At 63.8% G+C, this 18,993-nt stretch carries 16 protein-coding genes; 8 read left to right on the forward strand and 8 right to left on the reverse strand.

Translation table 11 applies throughout. The annotated features are described in order from the left end of the window. Positions 1–3 precede the first annotated feature (3 nt). The 3 genes from VGE08_RS10440 to gnd all read left to right on the forward strand — a co-directional run bounded on the left by VGE08_RS10440 (position 4) and on the right by gnd (position 6,131). Positions 4–2,052 (forward strand): M13 family metallopeptidase, encoded by a 2,049-nt coding sequence (locus VGE08_RS10440; protein ID WP_331067816.1) that lies wholly within the window; start codon positions 4–6, stop codon positions 2,050–2,052. Continuing rightward, positions 2,049–4,511 (forward strand): hypothetical protein, encoded by a 2,463-nt coding sequence (locus tag VGE08_RS10445; RefSeq protein ID WP_331067817.1) that lies wholly within the window; start codon positions 2,049–2,051, stop codon positions 4,509–4,511. The genes VGE08_RS10440 and VGE08_RS10445 overlap by 4 nt, the downstream gene beginning before the upstream one ends. A gap of 162 nt (positions 4,512–4,673) precedes the next feature. Then, a complete protein-coding gene (gnd, locus tag VGE08_RS10450) occupies positions 4,674–6,131 on the forward strand; it encodes a decarboxylating NADP(+)-dependent phosphogluconate dehydrogenase (protein WP_331067818.1) in 1,458 nt (485 codons plus the stop codon). A 308-nt stretch (positions 6,132–6,439) separates the two neighbouring features. On the opposite strand, the gene VGE08_RS10455 is transcribed toward gnd, so the two are convergent. Further along, entirely contained in the window at positions 6,440–7,828 is a 1,389-nt protein-coding gene (locus VGE08_RS10455; RefSeq protein ID WP_331067819.1) for a hypothetical protein, read from the reverse strand. Positions 7,829–8,029: 201 nt separating this feature from the next. On the opposite strand from VGE08_RS10455, the gene VGE08_RS10460 reads away from it, so the two are divergent. After that, on the forward strand, positions 8,030–8,449 hold the full coding sequence (locus VGE08_RS10460; protein WP_331067820.1) for a VOC family protein: 420 nt from the start codon (positions 8,030–8,032) through the stop codon (positions 8,447–8,449). Positions 8,450–8,502: 53 nt separating this feature from the next. Further along, the gene (locus VGE08_RS10465; RefSeq protein ID WP_331067821.1) at positions 8,503–9,108 is read left to right on the forward strand and encodes an ATP-dependent Clp protease proteolytic subunit; all 606 of its coding nucleotides are present in this window, start codon (positions 8,503–8,505) and stop codon (positions 9,106–9,108) included. A gap of 57 nt (positions 9,109–9,165) precedes the next feature. On the opposite strand, the gene VGE08_RS10470 is transcribed toward VGE08_RS10465, so the two are convergent. After that, positions 9,166–10,101, reverse strand: coding sequence for a LysR family transcriptional regulator (locus VGE08_RS10470; RefSeq protein WP_331067822.1), 936 nt, complete (start codon positions 10,099–10,101; stop codon positions 9,166–9,168). Between the two features lie 161 nt (positions 10,102–10,262). Here VGE08_RS10470 and VGE08_RS10475 point away from each other — a divergent pair, with 161 nt between their 5' ends. Then, a complete protein-coding gene (locus VGE08_RS10475) occupies positions 10,263–11,525 on the forward strand; it encodes an acyl-CoA dehydrogenase family protein (protein ID WP_331067823.1) in 1,263 nt (420 codons plus the stop codon). Positions 11,526–11,658: 133 nt separating this feature from the next. Next, positions 11,659–11,862, forward strand: coding sequence for a hypothetical protein (locus tag VGE08_RS10480; RefSeq protein WP_331067824.1), 204 nt, complete (start codon positions 11,659–11,661; stop codon positions 11,860–11,862). 72 nt (positions 11,863–11,934) lie between these two features. On the opposite strand, the gene VGE08_RS10485 is transcribed toward VGE08_RS10480, so the two are convergent. The 3 genes from VGE08_RS10485 to VGE08_RS10495 are packed head-to-tail and all read right to left on the reverse strand — an operon-like array spanning position 11,935 to position 15,833. After that, positions 11,935–12,924: an FAD binding domain-containing protein gene (locus VGE08_RS10485; protein WP_331067825.1), complete on the reverse strand. Its 990-nt coding sequence runs from the start codon at positions 12,922–12,924 to the stop codon at positions 11,935–11,937. Between the two features lie 12 nt (positions 12,925–12,936). After that, positions 12,937–15,300, reverse strand: coding sequence for a xanthine dehydrogenase family protein molybdopterin-binding subunit (locus VGE08_RS10490; RefSeq protein WP_331067826.1), 2,364 nt, complete (start codon positions 15,298–15,300; stop codon positions 12,937–12,939). Continuing rightward, on the reverse strand, positions 15,297–15,833 hold the full coding sequence (locus VGE08_RS10495; protein ID WP_331067827.1) for a (2Fe-2S)-binding protein: 537 nt from the start codon (positions 15,831–15,833) through the stop codon (positions 15,297–15,299). The genes VGE08_RS10490 and VGE08_RS10495 overlap by 4 nt, the downstream gene beginning before the upstream one ends. Before the next feature lie 65 nt (positions 15,834–15,898). Between VGE08_RS10495 and VGE08_RS10500 the strand changes: the two genes are divergently transcribed. Beyond that, positions 15,899–16,069, forward strand: a complete 171-nt coding sequence (locus VGE08_RS10500; protein ID WP_331067828.1) for a hypothetical protein — start codon at positions 15,899–15,901, stop codon at positions 16,067–16,069. Between the two features lie 2 nt (positions 16,070–16,071). Here VGE08_RS10500 and VGE08_RS10505 read toward each other — a convergent pair whose 3' ends face one another. The 3 genes from VGE08_RS10505 to VGE08_RS10515 form a co-directional block, all read right to left on the reverse strand. Next, entirely contained in the window at positions 16,072–17,490 is a 1,419-nt protein-coding gene (locus tag VGE08_RS10505; RefSeq protein ID WP_331067829.1) for a TolC family outer membrane protein, read from the reverse strand. A 168-nt stretch (positions 17,491–17,658) separates the two neighbouring features. Then, on the reverse strand, positions 17,659–18,000 hold the full coding sequence (locus VGE08_RS10510; protein WP_331067830.1) for a rhodanese-like domain-containing protein: 342 nt from the start codon (positions 17,998–18,000) through the stop codon (positions 17,659–17,661). 98 nt (positions 18,001–18,098) lie between these two features. Beyond that, positions 18,099–18,749: a protein-L-isoaspartate O-methyltransferase gene (locus tag VGE08_RS10515; protein WP_331067831.1), complete on the reverse strand. Its 651-nt coding sequence runs from the start codon at positions 18,747–18,749 to the stop codon at positions 18,099–18,101. Between the last annotated feature and the right edge of the window lie 244 nt (positions 18,750–18,993).

The following is an 18,993-nucleotide window of genomic DNA, read 5'->3' on the forward strand; positions in this document are numbered from 1 at the left end:
AGCATGAAAAAAGCATTGCTGCTGCTGGCGGCGCTTGCGCTGCAATCCGGATGCACCAGGAACCAACCGCCGCAAGCCGAAGCGTCCGTGGCTGCGCCCAAGGCTGAGCTGGGAGATTTCGGCTTGGACCTCTCGGCCGGCAATCCCGACGTCAAACCCGGCGACGATTTCTTCGCCTACGCCGGCGGCAAGTGGTACGACACCTTCGAGATCCCACCCGACCGCTCCGCGTACGGCCCGTTTCACAAGCTCAACGATCTGTCCGAGCAGCGCGTCAAGCAGCTGATCGAGCAAGCCGCTGCCGCGCAGCCGGCGCCCGGCACGCCGGAGCAGAAGATCGGCGACTATTACGCGAGCTTCATGGATGAGGCGGGCATCGAGGCCAAGGGCCTGAAGCCCATCGAGGAGGACCTGGCGCGCATCCAGGCCGCCAAGACCAAGCAGGACATCGCGACCTTGTTTGGCCTGCCGGGCTACATGTCGACCTTTGGCGTCGGCATTTCTCCCGACCTCAAGGATCCCAGCCGATATTCCATCGATATCGGCCAGAGCGGTCTCGGCCTGCCGGACCGTGATTACTATTTGAAGGACGACGCCAAGCTCAAGGAGCATCGCGAGAAGTACGCTGCATACATCGAGCAGATGCTGACGCTCGGCGGCGTGCAGAACGCGGCCGCCAAGGCGCGCGACATCCTGAAGTTCGAAACTGCCCTGGCCAAGGTGCAATGGCCGTTGGAGAAACGCCGCGACGCCGAGGCCAACTACAACCCACGCACCAAGGCGCAGCTGTTGGCTTATGCGCCGGGCTTCGACTGGCAGGCATTCTTCGAAGCCACGGGCCTGGGCGGGCGCGAGAACTTCGTCCTGGGGCCGCTCACCGCGATCCGCGACAGCGCCAAAGTCGTCGACGCCACGTCGCTGCAGACGCTGAAGGACTATCTCACCTTCCATTTGTTGCGCACCAACGCAGCGTTCCTGCCGAAGCGCTTCGACGAAGCGAACTTCGCGTTTTATGGCCAGCAGCTGCGCGGACAGCCGCAACAGCGCGAGCGTTGGAAGCGTGGCGTGGCGCTCACCAGCGACGCGCTGAGCGAAATGGTCGGCCAGGTCTACGTCAAGGAATACTTCCCGCCGGAATCCAAGGCCAAGATGGAAGTGCTGGTGGCCAACCTGCGTGCCGCGCTCGAGGAACGGCTGGCGACACTGAGCTGGATGAGCGAGCAGACGCGCCAGCGCGCCAAAGAAAAGCTGTCCACTTTCGTGGCCAAGATCGGCTATCCCGACAAGTGGAAGGACTACTCCGCATTGGAAGTGAAGCGTGACGATATCATCGGCAACGTGCGGCGCGCGGCCGTGTGGGATTGGAATCGCCAGGTCGCGCGGCTGGATGAGCCGGTGGATCGCGACGAGTGGTTCATGAGCGTCACCGAGATCAACGCCTACTACAACCCGCTCAACAACGAGATCGTGTTCCCGGCCGCCATCCTGCAGCCGCCGTTCTTCGATCCCGCCGCGGACGACGCGGTGAACTACGGCGGCATCGGCGCCGTGATCGGCCACGAGATCGGTCACGGCTTCGACGACCAGGGCCGCAAGTTCGCCGCCGACGGCAGCTTGACCGATTGGTGGACCAAGGCCGACGCCGACGCGTTCGGCGCCAAGACCAAGGTGCTGGTGGACCAGTATTCCTCGTTCGATGCGCTGCCGGGCTTGAAGGTCAACGGTGCGACCTCGCTGGGCGAGAATATCGGCGACCTCGGCGGCCTGAACATGGCCTACGAGGCCTATCACAACTCGCTGGCGGGCAAGCCGGCGCCGGTGATCGACGGGCTGACCGGAGATCAGCGTTTCTTCCTGTCCTGGGCGCAGGTGTGGCGGACCAAGGTCCGCGATGAAGCGCTGCGTGCGCTGGTGTTGTCGGACCCGCACGCTCCGCCGTATTTCCGCGTCAACGGCGCGGTGCGTAACATGGACGAATGGTACCAAGCCTTCAACGTGCAGCCGGACGAGAAGCTGTACTTGCCACCCGAGCAGCGAGTGAAAATCTGGTGAGGACGCATTGCGCCTGGCTCGTGGCGGTGCTCGGCATCGCCACGCTGTCAGGCTGCAGTAAACCGCCGCCCGAGCCTGCGCCCGCTCCGCCACCGCTGAGCAAACAAGGTCTGTCGCTGTCTTCCTGGAAGTCGGCGAATCCCGACCTGCAGGATCGTCTGTTACTCGCGCATGCGCTGGCGAAGGGCGATACCGAAGCGATGGTTCTCGTCGCGACCGAAGTCGGCAAGACCGCCGCGGTGGCGGCAGCGATCGCCGCCTTCGGCGGCGACATTCGAGCGCGCTTCGACGATGTTGGCTATTTACGAGCGCGCCTTTCCCTCGACCGATTCTCCGATGTCTCCGCGCTTCCCGATGTGTTGATGGCGCATCTGGATGGCGGTGGCGCGCATGGCTTGTACGCGAATGATCGTGGTGTCGCGCGCAGTTCTCTGAACAGTCAGGATGCTGTCGATGTGGCTTCCGCAAACACGCCGGGGCTGTCGCGTTCGAATGTCGATGCGACGGACACGTTGCTCGGCGCGGAAGTCGGCCCTTCGGCCACGACGCTCGCTGCCGAGATCGAGTCATTGTTGCAAGCCGCTGCCGATGACGACATCGAGGTGCTGGCCCGCGACCAGGAGGGCGGCCGATTTCCAGGCGGTGGATTGGATTTGTTTGCTCTGCTGGCGAACCGAGCCGTCGAAGTTCATGGCAAGCCGATGCTGTTCGGCGTTGGCGCCTTTGGCCGCGTGGCAGGTGTGACCGGCGCGTCGAGTGGGCGTCGTGCAATCGCGGTGGGCGAGCTTGCCAGCGCTGGGACAACCAGCGACACGATTCCCGCGGTGGCGAGTCTCGGCCCCGCCGAAGATGGTGCAGCGAAACCCGACCTGCTCGCGGCGGATGGCTTCGATGGTGCGGCCAATGCAACTGAAGCACTCATAGCCGCGGCTCGCGCCGAGAATCTGCCTGCTGATGCACGCCACGTCTCCTGGGCTTTACGCATGGGTGCGCGTCGACTCGAACAGTACCAAGCCCATGAACAAGGCTTCGGCGTCATCGACACCGAGCGCGCTCTCGAACTATTGCAGCAACTGCACGCAAAGACGCTGGACTTGCCGGACATCCAGACACGCGCGCCCGTCAAAACCTATCTTGCGCGGTTTCTTCCCGAGCCCAATGTAGGACAAGGCCTGTATGAGCGCGAAGGCTGGCTGACGGGCCAGAAAGACACGCGGACCATTACGCTGCTTCGACAGAGTGGCGCGGCGACTCCCATTGCCTATTCATTGCAGTGGCAAGGCAATGACGGAACGTTTGCTACGACTGCGCAAGAGGTAACGCTGCCGCTGAACGAGCCTGTGCCGATTCAGGTACAGATTTCGCCCGAGCACGCTGGCGTTCACAGCGCGCATTTGTATCTGGTCGACAAGGCGGCGCAACTGCCAGTGCATGCGCTGATGACGACGATCGTTGCCGCCGAGCCGTTCACCGCCGCCAACGGCTATCGCATCGAGCATCGCGAGCCGAAGCTGTCCGCGTCTCCGAGGAGATATTTCCTGGACGTTCCGCCGAATATTTCTTCGTTGCGCATCGATGCCGCGGTCGGCAGCGGGCTGGTGCAGTTGCTGCTGAGCGGCGGCGCCCTGGATCTGCCGCCATCCAGAATCGTGGCGCCCGGCAAGCCGGCCGTGCTGCTCATTGCCTATCCACCTCCGGGTGTCTATGAGCTCACTGTGCTGCCCACGAGCACCGCGGCTACGAACCTGCAGCTGGCGTCTGCCATTCACTACGTCGATTCGCAGTTGGACGAGAAGCCGCCGACGAACAATGCCACCACGCTGTGGCTGAACAATATCTACGCCCCGCTGAAGCGCAGCGCCATCCTCACCGAGGTTGGTGCGCGTCGAGTGTTGCAGGACGTGGGCGGGCCGAGCGGCATGCGCGCTTACAACATCGCGGTGGAGCCCGGCACTACGTCATTGCGCGTGGCGGTGGCGCCGCAGGATGGGCGAGCACGAATGGGTCTCTACTTGTATGACTGCGCCAGCGGCTTCTGTGAGTTATGGCGCAGTGAAGTTTTCACTCGACCGGTGAGCAAGGCGCTGGTCGTGCCCAATCCGCGAGCGGGATTGTGGCGGGCCGTAGTCGATGCCACCGCGCCCGGAACTGCATTCGATTACACCGAGATCGTGGCGCATCCACGTTTCGGCAGCAGCAGGGTCGAAGGCGAAAGCGTGCAGCGTCGTACCGGTGCCCGCTGGCACCAGAAGGTCGCATTCCAGGTGGGCGACGCGGCACCATTCGGCCGCGATCTGGTCGGCTTGATGGATGTCGTCGATTCGCAGACCGAAGCCGATGAGCGCGCAGCCCCGTTCAGCGATGAGCAGACGAGCGGCGCTGGCCGCGATCGTCCGTTGCGGCTGAGCACGCAGGTCGTGAGGCTGCAATCGGGCGGCGCGCGTTCGTCTGCGCCTTGAGTTACTTACAAACGGGTTTTTTCAACCGGGTTGTAGCCACCAGACTCATGAATCCAGGTGCGCACGTTCATTCCTGGCAATGTGCGCGCGACTCTCGTATAAAAACCCGGGAGCCGGGCACGGCGGCTCGATTCAGCTTGGTCATTTCACCAGGGAACTCGCATGAGCACAGAATTGGCAGACGTCGGCTTGATCGGTCTGGCGGTGATGGGCGAGAACCTGGCGTTGAACATGGAGAGCCGCGGCTTTCGCGTTGCCGTGTTCAACCGGACCACGGCACGGGTCGATGAATTCATCGCCGGGCGTGCCAAGGGCAAGCGCTTCATCGGCGCGCACGATCTGAAAGAATTTGTCGCGGCTCTGCAGCGGCCACGCAAGATCGTCATGCTGGTCAAGGCTGGCGCCGCGGTGGATCAGCTGATCGATCAATTGCTGCCGCTGCTCGAATCCGGCGACATCCTCATCGATGGCGGCAATAGCCTGTTCACCGACACTATTCGACGCACCGCGCGCGTGGAGGAGAGCGGCAAATTGTTCGTCGGCTCCGGTGTGTCCGGCGGTGAGGAAGGCGCATTGAACGGGCCGTCCTTGATGCCCGGAGGCAGCCCCGCCGCATGGCCGCACATCAAGCCGATTTTCCAGGCAATCTGCGCACGCACGCCAGAGGGCGAGCCTTGCTGCGACTGGATGGGTGAGAACGGCGCTGGCCATTTCGTGAAGATGGTTCACAACGGCATCGAGTACGGCGACATCCAGCTGATTTGCGAAACGTATGATGTCATGAAGCGCGTACTCGGCATGAGCAACGCGGAGATGCATGCAGTGTTCGCCGAGTGGAATCGCGGCGAGCTGGACAGCTACCTGATCGAAATCACGCGCGACATTCTCGGCTTCGTCGATCGCAACGGAGAGGCAACCATCGACAAGATTCTCGATACGGCCGGACAGAAGGGCACGGGGAAATGGACGGCAGTCGAGGCGTTGGACCAAGGCATTCCGCTCACCTTGATCGGCGAGGCGGTGTTTGCTCGTGCGCTGTCGGCTGCCAAGGAAGAGCGTGTCGCAGCCTCCAAACAGCTGGCGCCGGTGGTGAGCGAGTTCAAAGGCGACCGCAAGCAACTCGTCGACGATCTGCGACAGGCGCTGTACGCATCGAAGATCATCAGCTATGCGCAGGGCTATCAACTGCTGCGCGCGGCTGCTGCATCATACAAGTGGAATCTGAATTTCGGCAGCATCGCGCTGGTCTGGCGCGCGGGCTGCATCATCCGCTCGGCGTTTCTGAGCGATATCAAGAAGGCGTTCGAGCGCGATCCGAAGCTGGTCAATCTGTTGCTCGACCCATTCTTCCGGGACGCGGTATCGACGCGGCAGGCAGGCTGGCGGCGTGCCGTGGTTGCGGCCATTCAGGGCGGCATCCCGGTGCCATGCATGACTGCCGCTTTGTCGTACTTCGATGGCTATCGCGCCGAGCGCTTGCCGGCAAATCTGCTGCAAGCTCAACGGGATTTTTTCGGCGCGCACACCTACGAGCGCATCGATCAACCGCGCGGCCAGTTCTTCCACACGGACTGGACCGGACACGGCGGCGCCACGACTTCGCGTTCCTACAGCGCGTAACGCCACGACTAAGCAGTCCGCCGCCCGGCGAGTTGCTTCACAGTCAGTGCAAAAAATACCGCGAGCGATATGAGTTGAATATCACGCGCCGATGGGCCAGCTTTGCAATCGAAACGGCTTCGGCCGTTTCCACCACAACAAGACTCATCGAACATCGCTGGCAACGGAACTGCTGGGTGTCGGCGGCCGCGGACTACAAAGCTCGTGACGGTGGGCTTTGGGTCCGCGGCACCGTTACTTGTTCATCGCGCGGTCCGCGGGCACTTCGTTAGAACTCCCGGCGCGACGAAGAGCAGGGAATCGAAGCTTCAGTCCGGGCGCACGCGGTTGCGCTTCGGGCCGAACTGCATCTCCACCGCGATGCCGATTTCCGGGCTGGCATCGCGTTCTTCGCTGAGCTTGCGGCGCGGCCAGCCGACGCCGCCGCGCAATTCCAGGATCAGCCAGTCGGGCGTCAATTGCCGGCGCATGATCAGGCGCACGGCATGGCGCGTCAGCTGCACTTCGTTGTCGGTCGCCCCTTCCACCTGCGCCTGCCACGCCAGGCCGGTGCGCTGGCCGATGCTCTGGAACAAGGTGAGCTGGGTGTACCACTCGAGCCCGATGGTCTCTTCGGTGTACTTGCCCAGATTGCTCCAACGCAGCAGGTAGCGATCGGAGAACACGCGGTCGAAATTGATGCGCGTGGTGGTGCCGAAGCCCTCGGTGTTTTGCCAGAACACGGTTTCGCGGGCCGTGAATACATAACGTTCGGCGAATGGGCGAACGATCTCGTAACGTGCGCGCGCATAGGGATCGAGCGGCCAATCGACGCGCACGCCGACGCCGAGATCGAAGTCGTTGCCGGTGCGGTCCGGCTTGGAGTAGCCCAGGCCCACCAACACGCTTTCGTCCTCGAGCGTGCCGAACTGGCGCGACGGCAGCGCCTGGAAGTCGTTTTCGGTGTCGCTGATGTAGTCGTCTTCGCCGACGCGGCCCGCGAACGCCGAAATGCGCTCGTCCCACTGCGGCAATTGCAGGCGTGCGCGAAATCGCAGGCGCGGGTCGAAGCCGTCGTAGTCGCTCCACAGTCCGCCAACCGTCACGGTGCCGTGCGTGGCGTGATAGTCGTCGTAGTAGATCTGATCTCCAAACAGACCATCGAGCCATGCCGAGGAGGCGCAGGCCGTGACGGTGAGGCCACGGCGCACGCGCTGTAGGACGCTGAGATAGCCCGCGTCGGGCTGCGCGCAGATTTCCATCGGACCGGCTTCGTCCTCTTTCTCCTTGGGCGGTCCGGCCGCGAGCGGATCGTCCTTGTCTTCTGGCACGGTCTCGCGCTCGGTCGTGAGGGGATCGCCTGCGTCCTGTTGCAGCAGTGGGTCACGCAACGGACCCTGATCGACATCGTCCGAGTTGACATCGCCCGAGTTGGCATCATCGGGAGTGACGTCCGTGGGGTTTGCGTCCGCTGGACTGACTGTCGCGGGATTCGCATTCTGCGGGTTGGCAGCCTCGGCGGGCGCATCGTCCGGAGGCAGGGGTTCGGGTTTATCGCCGGGCGGCTCATCTTCCGGTGGCCCGATCTCGGGCTGAACCGGTTCAGTCTGCGGCGGAGGTTCCGCAGCCGGATCGGCAGGCTGCTCCGCCGTCTGCGCCAGCGCCGCGGTGCTGGAGGCGAGGATGCAGATCAATACCGGAACGAGCGTTCGACCCATGCTGGTCCTGGGCGCGCATCGCTGCGAATCCACTCTGACGCCTGGCGCATCCGCACCCATATGTCCTGTTTTTGCCGGTAGCTTCGAGGAAATCAACGCAATCGCATCAGCGGAGTTCCTTTGCGCCCCGCCGCTGCGTTTATCATGAGCGCCGCCGTCCTGGCTGTCGTCCGAGCTATTCTGCCACCGAGGGTATCGCTCATGAGGTATCTGCACACCATGGTGCGCGTCACGGATCTGAGCGCTTCGTTGCGCTTTTACTGCGAAGCGCTGGGGCTGCGCGAGGTCCGGCGCATCGAGAACGAAACAGGGCGCTTCACCCTGGTGTTCCTGGCGGCGCCGGGCGACGAGCACGCCCAGGTGGAGCTGACCTACAACTGGGACCCGGAACAGTATGGCATCGGCCGCGCTTTCGGCCACCTGGCGTATGAAGTTGACGACATTTACGCCGCCTGTCAGCGCCTGATCGACCATGGCGTCACCATCAACCGGCCGCCGCGCGACGGCCGCATGGCATTCGTGCGCTCGCCCGACAAGATCTCGGTGGAGTTGCTGCAGAAGGGCGGCGCGCTCGAACCGCGCGAGCCGTGGAAGTCCATGCCCAACAGCGGCGAATGGTAGAATTCGGCGCCCTGGCGGCCCTGGCCGCCGGATCCGTGCCCCAAGGAGTATCCATGTCCGCCCCTATCTTTGACGCCGAGCGAGAAGAGAAGCAGCCCGAAAAGACCGAACGTCCCGAGGGACTGGCGGAGCAGCTGTCGTTCAAGTCGCGGTTCGTGCTGGTGTTCGGCGAGATCAACCACACCGTCGCGCGCAACGTGTGCGAAAGGTTGATCGCGTTATCGCAGCAATCGGATGCACCGATCCGGGTGCTGATCTCCTCGCCGGGCGGTCACGTCGAATCCGGCGATGCCATTCACGACATGATTCGTTTCATCAACGCGCCGGTGACCACCATCGGCACGGGCTGGGTGGCCAGTGCCGGCACGCATATCTTCCTCGCGGCCGAGAAACAGAATCGCGTGTGTCTGCCGAACACGCGCTTCATGATTCATCAACCGCTCGGCGGCGCCGGCGGCCAGGCTACTGACATTGCCATTCAAGCCAAGGAAATCCTGCGCACGCGTGAGCGTATCGCTCGTACCATCGCGAAGCAGACCGGCCGGCCGTACGAGAAGGTCGTGGTCGACATGGAGCGCGACTTCTGGTTGAGCGCCAACGAAGCGATCGACTACGGCATCGTGTCGCGAGTGGTCGAGACGTACAAAGACGTTCAGTAAAACAGTGATTAGTGGTTGGCGGTTAGCGGTCAGTCAGAATAGGAGCAGTTCCCGCCTTTACTCTGACTGGCCACTAACCACTAACCGCCAACCACTGGTCAGGCAGGCGCGCAGCTGCGCCCGGAACCATTGCGATGCCGGGTCTTCGTCGACGTTGGAGTGCCAGTACAGGAAGGACTCCAACGGCGGCACCTCGATGGGAAAGGGCAGCAGCTGATTCCCGGTCTGCCGGTTGGCGAACAGGGCCTGGCTGCGGGTCAGCGTCACCAGCAGGTCGGAGCGGCTCACCACCTGACTGGCGGCCGCGTGTTGCTGACAGCGCACCTTGATGTGTCGAGACAAGCCGAGGCGCGCCAGCGCCGCATCCTCATAACCGCCGCCCCGGCGGCGGCCCGTTACCAGAACGTGTGACAGGGCCAAATAAGTCTCGATGTCCAGCTTGCCCTGCACGACAGGATGATCGGCACGCGCCAGCACCACCAACGGTTCCGTGCTGATGAGCTCACGACGCACTTCGCTCGACAGCGGCAGGGCGACGTCGAGCGCGACATCGATCTCACCACTCTGCAGGTCTTCTTCCAGATCGCGTCGGTCGATGCGCACCGAGGCGACGTGAACGTGCGAGGCTTCGCTGCCGAGGCGGCACATCAGCTCGGGCAGAAACGCGAGCTCGTGCGATTCGCGGGCCGCGATGGTGAAACAACGCTGCGCCGTGCCCGGCTCGAAATGGCCCACGCGCTGGAGCATCTGTTCCAGGCCGCCGAGCGAGCTGGCGATGCTGTCGGCCAGCGAGCGCGCCAGCGGCGTCGGGATCATTTCGTGGCCACGACGCTCGAACAGCGGATCGTTGAGCAGCTCGCGCAGTCTTCCCAGTGCATGGCTGACCGCGGGCTGGGACAGATGCAGCCGCCGGCTGGCGGGAGTGATGCCCCCTTCGCGGTAGATGGCATCGAACACGGTGAACAGGTTGAGATCGATCCTGGAGAGTTGCACGGCGGGCCTCCCGCGCCTGTGAAGCCGGCGTTATTGTCCCGGATCGGGCGCACTATGCATATTGCTGATCGGGCCGGATTCAGACTATGCATTGGCGTGTGGGGCCGCGCATCGGCATGTTAGCGGCTGGCAATCCTCGAGCCATCTTGCGGAGAACGAGCATGGAATTTGAATACAGCCCCCGCGTGAAGGAGCTGCAGGCGCGCCTGCTGCAGTTCTTCGACCAGCACATCTATCCCAACGAGGCGGTCTACGAGGCCGAAGTTGCCGCCAATCGCCGCAACGGCGATGCCTTCGTGCCGACCAAGGTCATCGAGGACTTGAAGGTCAAGGCTCGCGCCGCCGGGTTGTGGAACCTGTTCCTGCCGCACTCGCCCCGCGCGCCGGAGGGTTTGTCCAATCTCGAATATGCGCCGCTGTGCGAAATCATGGGCCGCGTGCCCTGGGCGCCGGAAGTGTTCAACTGCTCGGCGCCGGACACGGGCAACATGGAAACCATCGAGCGTTACGGCACCGAGGCGCAGAAGGACCGTTGGCTGGAGCCGCTGCTCGCCGGCAAGATCCGCTCCGCGTTCCTCATGACCGAGCCGGCGGTGGCGTCCTCGGATGCGACCAACATCGAGTGCAGCATTCGCCGCGCGGGCGACGAATACGTGATCAATGGCCGCAAGTGGTGGTCGAGCGGCGCCAACGATCCGCGCTGCAAGGTGTTCGTCGTCATGGGCAAGACCAATCCCGAGGCCAGCAAACATCAGCAGCAGTCGATGGTCCTGGTGCCCGCCGATACGCCGGGCGTGACGGTCATGCGGTATCTGTCGGTCTTCGGTTACGACGATGCGCCGCATGGGCACGCGGAAGTCGATCTCACCAACGTGCGCGTGCCGGTTGCGAACATTCTGCTGGGCGAAGGGCGGGGATTCGAGATTGCGCAAGGCCGCCTCGGGCCCGGGCGCATCCATCACTGCATGCGCTCCATCGGTGTCGCGGAGCGGGCGCTGGAGCTGATGTGCAAGCGCCTGAGCTCACGCGTCGCGTTCGGCAAACCCGTGTCCGCACAATCGGTGTGGCACGAACGCATTGCCGATGCGCGTTGCATGATCGATCAGGCGCGTCTGCTGGTGCTGCGCGCGGCGTACATGATGGACACGGTGGGCAACAAGGTCGCCAGGCAGGAAATCGCGATGATCAAGGTGGTCGCGCCGAACGTGGCCTTGCAGGTGCTGGACTGGGCCATCCAGGCGCACGGCGGGGGCGGCGTGTCGCAGGATTTCCCGCTCGCCAGCCTGTGGGCGGGTCAGCGCACCTTGCGGCTCGCGGATGGGCCGGACGAGGTTCATCGCAACGCCATCGCCAAGCTGGAGCTGGCCCGGTACGCGAGCAAGCCGGGCGCCGGGGTGGAGATGCCAGTCACTCGCGGCAGCTGATGCAAACGAGCCGGTGCTGCAACCTTATGTAGCGCTGGCGCATCTCAAGCAACGAATGCGCCGCGCCGCCAGCTCTGGCGGGCGGCGACAACATCCGCCTGCCGAGGCGGTGGCAAACGTTGAGGAGATGGCAATGTCGTTCGTGCTGGTCGTAATCGCCTGGTGTCTGCTGTTCGTCGTCGCCTGGCCGCTGGCGCTGCTGATCATCTTTCTGCTGCCGCTGATCTGGCTGTTGTCCTTGCCGTTCCGCGCGCTGGCGGTGGTGGTCGAGGCGATGTTCGCCTTCCTCAAGGCGCTGTTGTTCCTGCCGGCGAGATTGCTCGGGCATCGGGGTTGAGCAGGTCGCGCAAGGCGGCGGCAGAATGACTTCTATTCGGGCACCGCAAGATGCTCGGAGCCGGGCGAGTCGTCAGGTCGCGGCTAACAGGGTGCGTTTGATGACGGCGCGGAGCACGTCGACCTTGTAGGCGTTCTTGACGAGCGGCGTGGCGGAGCGAACGGCGACCGCAGCGGCTTCGGTGGCGGCTCGTTCGTCGAGCTTGCGGCCGACCAACAACTCTTCCGCTTCCATCGCGCGGCGCGGTGTCGGAGCGACCCAGCCAAGCACGATTTTCGCGGCGGTGACCGTATCGCCATTCATCTGCAGCACGACGGCGACGTCGCAGATCGGCCAGTCATAACTGTCTCGCTCCGTCTGCTTGTGATACGCGCATCGTGTATTCGCCTGTATAGGCGGCACGCTGACGCGAGTCAGGATCTCACCATCGGCGATGAGGGTATCGCGATCGCGCTCCATCGACGGCGGCAACAGAAAGTCTTGCAACGCCACCGCACGCGACGATCCCTCGTTGGATGTCAGATGCACGGTCGCGTCATACGCCACCAATGCCGTCGCCAGCGTGGATGCATGCACTATCGCTGTCTGTTGATTGTCGAAGATGGCGTGGTGCTGGTGCTCGGCATGATCCACCTTGGGGTCCACCTTGGGGTCCGATGGGGCGACGCGATGGAAGTGATCGTTCCTCAGATACCAGCAACGTGGCCGTTGCAACAGGTTGCCGCCAATCGTCGCCGCGTTCCTCACTTGTGGGGTGGCTGCATGCGACGCAGCTTCTGCCAACGCCCGATAGTGAGAACGGATGCCGGCGTCCCGCTCGATTTGAGTCAGCGTCATCAACGCGCCCAGTCGCAGGCCCGTGTTATCGAGCTGCAATTCGCCCAGCGAGCGGATGCGTTTGAGGTTGACCACACGCGCTGGACGAACGATGCCCTCCTTCATCAGATCGAGCAGATCCATGCCGCCCGCCTTCGCGATCACCGGCGCATGCGCCGAGGTTGCGGCCAGGAGCGCTGCCGCTTCTTCGACCGACGTTACATCCACCCACTCGAAACTTTGCATACCCACTCCGGGTCACTCCGAGCGCAGGGCCGCGAGCACGTTCGCGGGTGTCATGGGTAGCGTGTAGATGCGCTTGCTAGTGGCGTTGAAGAACGCATTTGCCACGGCTGCCGCGGTCGCTATGTTGGCAGGTTCCGCAACGCCTCGCGCGTCCGTGGACGATTGCCGCCCCAACAGCTCGATCAGGTGCACTTCGATCTGTGGCGTCTCGCGCGCGCCGACGATCTTATATTGATCGATGTTGGCGTTGAGCTGCACGCCCGTCGCCGCATCGAGGCGCCGTTCCTCATAGAGCGCATAACTCACGCCCTGAATCACGCCGCCGAGAATCTGGCTCTCGACCAGCTTGGGATTGATCGGCCGTCCACAATCGTGCACGGCGACGACGCGCTCGACTTTGACCACGCCGGTCTCGGTGTCGACACAGACTTCCGCGAACTGCACGCCGCCGATCGCATGCGAGCTGATGAACAGCTCACCCGCCTTGCGCGCATAACCTTCGTAGTCGTCGCGACGATCGGCGCAGTGAACGAGGGTTTCAATGCCGGCGCGGCGCAGTGCTTCGGAGAAACCGAGAGACGCCGCTGGATCGCCGCGCTTTTCGATGCGCCCGCGATGAAAGATCAGATCGTCGGGATTTGCTTGCAACAGCGGCGCGACCCGACCCGCAATATCACGTCGTGCCGCGTAAGCCGCGTTGCGCGCAGCTGGCGTCAGCGAACTGGTGACGCGGCTACCGCCTGACGGTGGTCCAGGAGGAAAACGAGAGTCACCGACATGGATTGTGATGTCTTCTGCTCGAAGTCCAAGCTCCTCGGCGACAACCTGCGCGAACACAGTTCGTGTGCCGGTGCCAATGTCCTGCGTGCCACAAAAGGCCTCGACGGTGCCGTCGCCTGAAATTCGCACTTCACAGGTCGTGTAGCTGTTGACGATGTAGGGCCACATGGACTGCGCCATGCCCATGCCGCGCTTGATCGGCCCTGGATCGCTTCCAGGCGCACGCCGCCGTGACCAGCCAGATTTCTCTGCGCCGATGCGACGCTCCGCCGCGCGGGCGCGAACATCATCGGCATCGCGCGTATCGATCTTGTCTCGTAACGCGATAGGGTCCATCTGCAACCGTGCAGCAAGTGCGTCCATGGCTTGCTCTAGCGCGAATATTCCCTGCACCTGGCCGGGGGCACGAAAGGCTGTGGACGGCCCGGCGTTGGTGAATACGTCGTAGTGCTCGATCTTCACGTTCGGGCACGGATACATGCTGTGATGACAGCCGCCGACGCCAGCTCCGGCCGCAACGCCTCCGGTGCCGAAGCTTTGCAGCTCGATGCCGGTCAATGTGCCGTCGCTCTTCGCACCGATCTTCAAGCGCTGCAGGCTGCTGGGGCGATTGCCGACCGATACGTGCTCTTCGCGCCGATCCAGCACGAGCCGGACCGGCGCGCGCGCCTTGCGAGAGAGATGAATAGCCAACGTGCCGTAATTGCCAATGCCGTACTTCGCGCCGAATCCGCCGCCGGTGTAGTCGCTGATGGCGCGAATCCTTTCCTTCGGTAGGTTGAAGACGCCGGCTGCTTCGTCGCGCACGCTCATAACGTGCTGCGTCGATGCATAGAGAATCAGCTCATCGTCATGCCAGTCGGCGACGATGCCGTGAGTTTCCAGCGGCGTGTGAGTTTGAACTTGCGTGCGATATTCACCTGTGACGATCACATCGGCTTCGCGAAAGCCGAGATCGATATCGCCACGTGAGCCGCGCGTATTCGGGCCGCGCAAGTTACCTTTTTGCGGCAGACCGCGCGGGGCTCCGCCTCCGCCCGCGGTCGCCGCTTGCTCCGTGGGGCCTGGATATACGGCCGGTGAGTCCGGCTGCATCGCATCCGCCAGTTCGGTGACATGGGGCAGGGGCTCATATTCGATACGAACCAACTTCGCCGCAGCTTCAGCGGCTCGCGCGGAGGTCGCGGCGACTGCAGCGATCGGCTGGCCGGTGAAGCGTACGATGGGGTAGCGCTCGTTTGCTTCCTTTCCCGGATCGCGTAGCTGCGCCACCAGCAACAACTTTTCGAGCACATGCACCGCGCGCACGCCCGGATACTTTTCAGCTTGCGCTGTATCGATCGACTTGATGCGTGCATGCGGCACGGTGCTGTTGATTGCACGGGCGTACAGCATGCCGGGCACTTGCACATCGAACGTAAAGCGCGCGCGGCCGGTAACCTTCTCCACAGCGTCCAAGCGTGGCACGTCACGGCCAACGACTTGCAGCTCGGCATTCGTGGGCCACTCCGGCGGTTCCTCGTGAGGCACCTGGCGTGTGACCGGCTGCATCGGCTCGCCGACGATGCCAGCAAGTAACTGGCGTTCGGTGCTCATGCCGAGCGGTCCTGGTCGACGGCGGCTGCGGCAGCCAGCGTGGCCTTGAAGATGTTTGGATAGGCTCCGCAGCGACACAGATGGCCGGAGATCGCGGCCTTCACATCTTCGAGCGTGCAGCGAGGATTCTTGTCCACCAGATGCGCGCAGCTCATCACCATGCCGGGCGTGCAGAAACCGCATTGGAGGGCGTCGTGTTCGATGAAGGCGCGTTGCACCGGATGCAGCTTGCCTTCATGGCTCAGCCCTTCGATGGTGGTGATGCTCTGGTCGCGCACATCGAAGGCGAGGGTCATGCAGCTCGCGGCGACTTCGCCGTCGATCCATACGGTGCATGCCGAGCATGCGCCACGATCGCAACCGATCTTGGTACCGGTCAGGCCAAGCGAATCGCGCAGGAATTCGACCAGCGTCGTGGCGGGATCGGCGAGCGCGGTGCGCACTTCGCCATTGACGAGCAGCGACAGCGGCAGCGGTTCCGGACCCAGGGTGCCGGCGGTTCGAGTATCGGAAGAGTGAGGCGTGGCGCTCATGGGAGCCTCCGTCGAAAGCCGACCGTCCGTGCCACCCTGGTGCTCAGGCGCGGCGGCGCGGCGCCATGATATCGACGGGTGCATCGACCGGCCCATGGATCGAGATCGATTGGGATATCCGCCAGACTGTGCGCCCGGATATGGGGCGGGATATCGATCAGAAAGGCAACGCATTGCTGCCGGATGAGTTCCGGCCAGGCGGGGAGGCGGGCGCGGCCTGCAGCCGCGCCACGTGATATCAGCGCGTGATGGCCCGCTCGCGCAGGAAGGAATTGATCTCTTCCAGATCGGCGCGATCGAGCGTGCCAGTGGCGAGCTGCAGCTGTAGCACGTTCAGGATGTAGTCGTAGCGGCTACGGGCGTAGTTGGTCTGCGCTTCGAACAGCCGGCGGCGGGCATCAAGGACATCGACCGTGGTGCGAGTGCCTACTTCGAAGCCGGCTTCGGTGGCCTGCAGCGCCGTGCGGCTGGATTCCAGCGCCTGGCGCAGCGCCTGAACGCGCGAGATCTCGCTGAGCACGCCGAGATATGCGTCGCGAGCCGAACGCTCGGTCTCGCGATTTGCGCGCTCCAGCCGCTCACGGGCCGCGCGATGCAGGTAAACCTGCTGACGCACGCGGGACGAGGTGGCTCCGCCGGAGTAGATGGGGATGGTCACCTGGACGCCGATGGAATCGGTGACCTGTGACTGATCGGCCGGCGCGCGCGACACACCGCCTGCGTTACGGCCGACCTGATCGCCCGTGTAGTCCCGATCTCCGCGGCTTGCCACCAGATCGATGGACGGCAAATGGCCGGAGCGCGCCACGCGCACATCCTGCTTGGCAATGTCGGTGGCCAGACGAGCCGAGATGACCTGGAGGTTCTGCTCCAGCGCCGCGCTCACCCATTGCTCCTCGTTGGCGGGCTCGGGCGTCTTCAGCGGCATGTCGTCGACCGGCGTGGCAAGGGAGTCGAACGATTCGCCGGTCAGTTCACGCAGCAGCTCGCGCGCCGTCGCGAGCGAGCGTTTTGCTTGAATCAGGGCGGCGGCGGCCTGGTCGTGCGCGGCCTTGGCTTCCTGCACGTCGGTGATGGCGATCAAGCCGACTTCGAAACGCTTGTTCGCTTGCTCGAGCTGGCGCGCGAACGCGTCCAGAGCAGCTTGAGCGGCATCGACGGTGTCTTGCGCGGCGAGCACGTCGAAATAACGCACGGACGTGCGCTGGATCAGATCCTGCTGAGCAAACTGAAAGTCCGCTTCGGCCTGCGCCACCTGGGCGTCGGCGCGGCGCAGAGTCATCCACTGGTCCCACCGGAACAACGACTGGCGCAGCACCAAATCGTACTGCTTGGCGGTGATGTCGGCGGTGCTGGTCAGTGGGAAGGGCACCAATGGACTCTCGTCGTCCTCGGGATTGCTCCTCGTCAGGTCCGTCCGGCTGCGGTCTTCATCGAACTTGCTGTACGAGCCGCTGACCTCGAGCTGGGGCAACAGCGCGGCCAGTGCCTGCGGCTTGGACTCGCGGCTGGCCAGGCGCAGCGCATCCGCCTCGCGGATCTGCGGATCGTTCTGCAAGGCGCGCTGATAGACGGTGATCAGATCGGCGGCCCCGGCACTGGCGGAGGCGAGTATCAGACTGCAAGCGGCGATGACGAGCGGAGCGCGTACTTTCATCTTGTTTGTTCCAGTCCCAATTCCGTTCGCCGATGATGACACGCTGGCGAATCAATAATGGCGCCCGCGCTTCGGGCGCGGCCGAGCTTAACCATCAATGACACTGACCGGGCAGCAGAGCATCGGCCGGGCCGCGAAGGCGTCCCTGTGATGCGTCACTGAGACGCATCAATACGTCGGAATGGTTGCATCCAGATCGCGTGACCACGCCAGGATGCCGCCCGTAACGTTGACCGCGCGATAGCCGTTTTGTTGCAGGAACTTGGCCACTTCGAGGCTGCGCCGCCCGGAGCGGCACAACACTGCCACTTCCTGGTTGCGATCCAGCTCGCCGAGACGGTCGGCGACCTCGCCCATGGGAATGTGCACGACCTGCTGTTCAGCCGGCACGCTGGCGACGCCGAGCTCCCAGGATTCGCGCACATCGAGCAGGGTCAGCGCGTCGCCGCGGGCGCGGCGGGCGACGAATTCGGCGGGCGTGATCTCGGCGATCTGTTGGGAAGTGCTCATGTCGATTCAATGTCCGCGGCTCGATGGTCAGAGCCTCAATGGCACGGCCTCGATGCGGGCCGCGATTTCCAGGCCGGCGTCCAGGACGCCGGAACCGGTCAGAATACGAACTCGGACGGGCGCGGCGCGTTCACCAGCGGCGGGATCACGGTCTCGAACAAGCTGACACGTTGCCATTCACGCTCGCCCACGCGGGTCACTTGCCAGGCTTCCATGACTGGCGCCTGACCGACCACCACGAACAGTCGTCCGCCGATGCGCAACGCCTGTTGGAAGCGCTCGTCGTACAAGGGCAGGGAGCCGGTCACGGCGATCACATCGTAAGCCGCCTGCTCGGTGAGCTGCATGCCGTCGGCGACTTCCACCGCCACGTTGTTGACGGCGGCCGTGAACAGATTGCGCTGGGACAGCTCGGCCAGCTCCGGGAAGATCTCCAACGAGCGCACGCGCGCGGCAAGACGGCCGAGGCACGCGCTCAGGTAGCCGCTGCCGGCGCCGATCTCCAGCGCGACGTCGCTGGGTTCCGGCGTCAGTGCCTGCAGGATGCGGCCCTGGATTTTCGCCGGCAGCATCTGCTGTCCTCTGGGCAGCGGAATGGCGGCATCGGCGAAGGCGACCTCGCCATACGGGGCGGGAGCAAAATTCTCGCGCCGGATCTCGCGCATGGTGGCCAGCACCCGGTCGTCGAACACTTCCCAGGCACGCACCTGGTGTTCCACCATCTGCTCGCGAGCGAACTCGATATTCATAGGCAATATTCGTAGACAAATCAGGCCTGATACCCGGGCCGGCGCGGCGCGTCCGGCCTCGTCCGCGCAGGCCGTTTCCAGCGTTTGAAAACGGTGCGGCGCGGGCGGCGCAAGGGTACGGGCTTTAATTACGTCACACAAGGCGCCAGGACGGCGTCTGCGCGGCGTTGCGGACATGCGTTGAACATGCGGTAAATACTGGGTCGGGGCCAGCTGATGTCGCCGCGCGCCAGGACTGCTGGGA

Source organism: Steroidobacter sp. (genome assembly GCF_036406195.1).
GTDB lineage: Bacteria > Pseudomonadota > Gammaproteobacteria > Steroidobacterales > Steroidobacteraceae > Steroidobacter.

Coding starts and splice junctions, on each gene's coding strand:
- VGE08_RS10505 (WP_331067829.1), bottom strand. CDS start 17,490: ATGAAAGTACGCGCTCCGCTCGTCATCGCCGCTTGCAGTCTGATACTC.
- VGE08_RS10490 (WP_331067826.1), bottom strand. CDS start 15,300: ATGAGCACCGAACGCCAGTTACTTGCTGGCATCGTCGGCGAGCCGATG.
- VGE08_RS10485 (WP_331067825.1), bottom strand. CDS start 12,924: ATGCAAAGTTTCGAGTGGGTGGATGTAACGTCGGTCGAAGAAGCGGCA.
- VGE08_RS10455 (WP_331067819.1), bottom strand. CDS start 7,828: ATGGGTCGAACGCTCGTTCCGGTATTGATCTGCATCCTCGCCTCCAGC.
- VGE08_RS10475 (WP_331067823.1), top strand. CDS start 10,263: ATGGAATTTGAATACAGCCCCCGCGTGAAGGAGCTGCAGGCGCGCCTG.
- VGE08_RS10495 (WP_331067827.1), bottom strand. CDS start 15,833: ATGAGCGCCACGCCTCACTCTTCCGATACTCGAACCGCCGGCACCCTG.
- gnd (WP_331067818.1), top strand. CDS start 4,674: ATGAGCACAGAATTGGCAGACGTCGGCTTGATCGGTCTGGCGGTGATG.
- VGE08_RS10440 (WP_331067816.1), top strand. CDS start 4: ATGAAAAAAGCATTGCTGCTGCTGGCGGCGCTTGCGCTGCAATCCGGA.
- VGE08_RS10510 (WP_331067830.1), bottom strand. CDS start 18,000: ATGAGCACTTCCCAACAGATCGCCGAGATCACGCCCGCCGAATTCGTC.
- VGE08_RS10500 (WP_331067828.1), top strand. CDS start 15,899: ATGATATCGACGGGTGCATCGACCGGCCCATGGATCGAGATCGATTGG.
- VGE08_RS10515 (WP_331067831.1), bottom strand. CDS start 18,749: ATGAATATCGAGTTCGCTCGCGAGCAGATGGTGGAACACCAGGTGCGT.
- VGE08_RS10460 (WP_331067820.1), top strand. CDS start 8,030: ATGAGGTATCTGCACACCATGGTGCGCGTCACGGATCTGAGCGCTTCG.
- VGE08_RS10465 (WP_331067821.1), top strand. CDS start 8,503: ATGTCCGCCCCTATCTTTGACGCCGAGCGAGAAGAGAAGCAGCCCGAA.
- VGE08_RS10480 (WP_331067824.1), top strand. CDS start 11,659: ATGTCGTTCGTGCTGGTCGTAATCGCCTGGTGTCTGCTGTTCGTCGTC.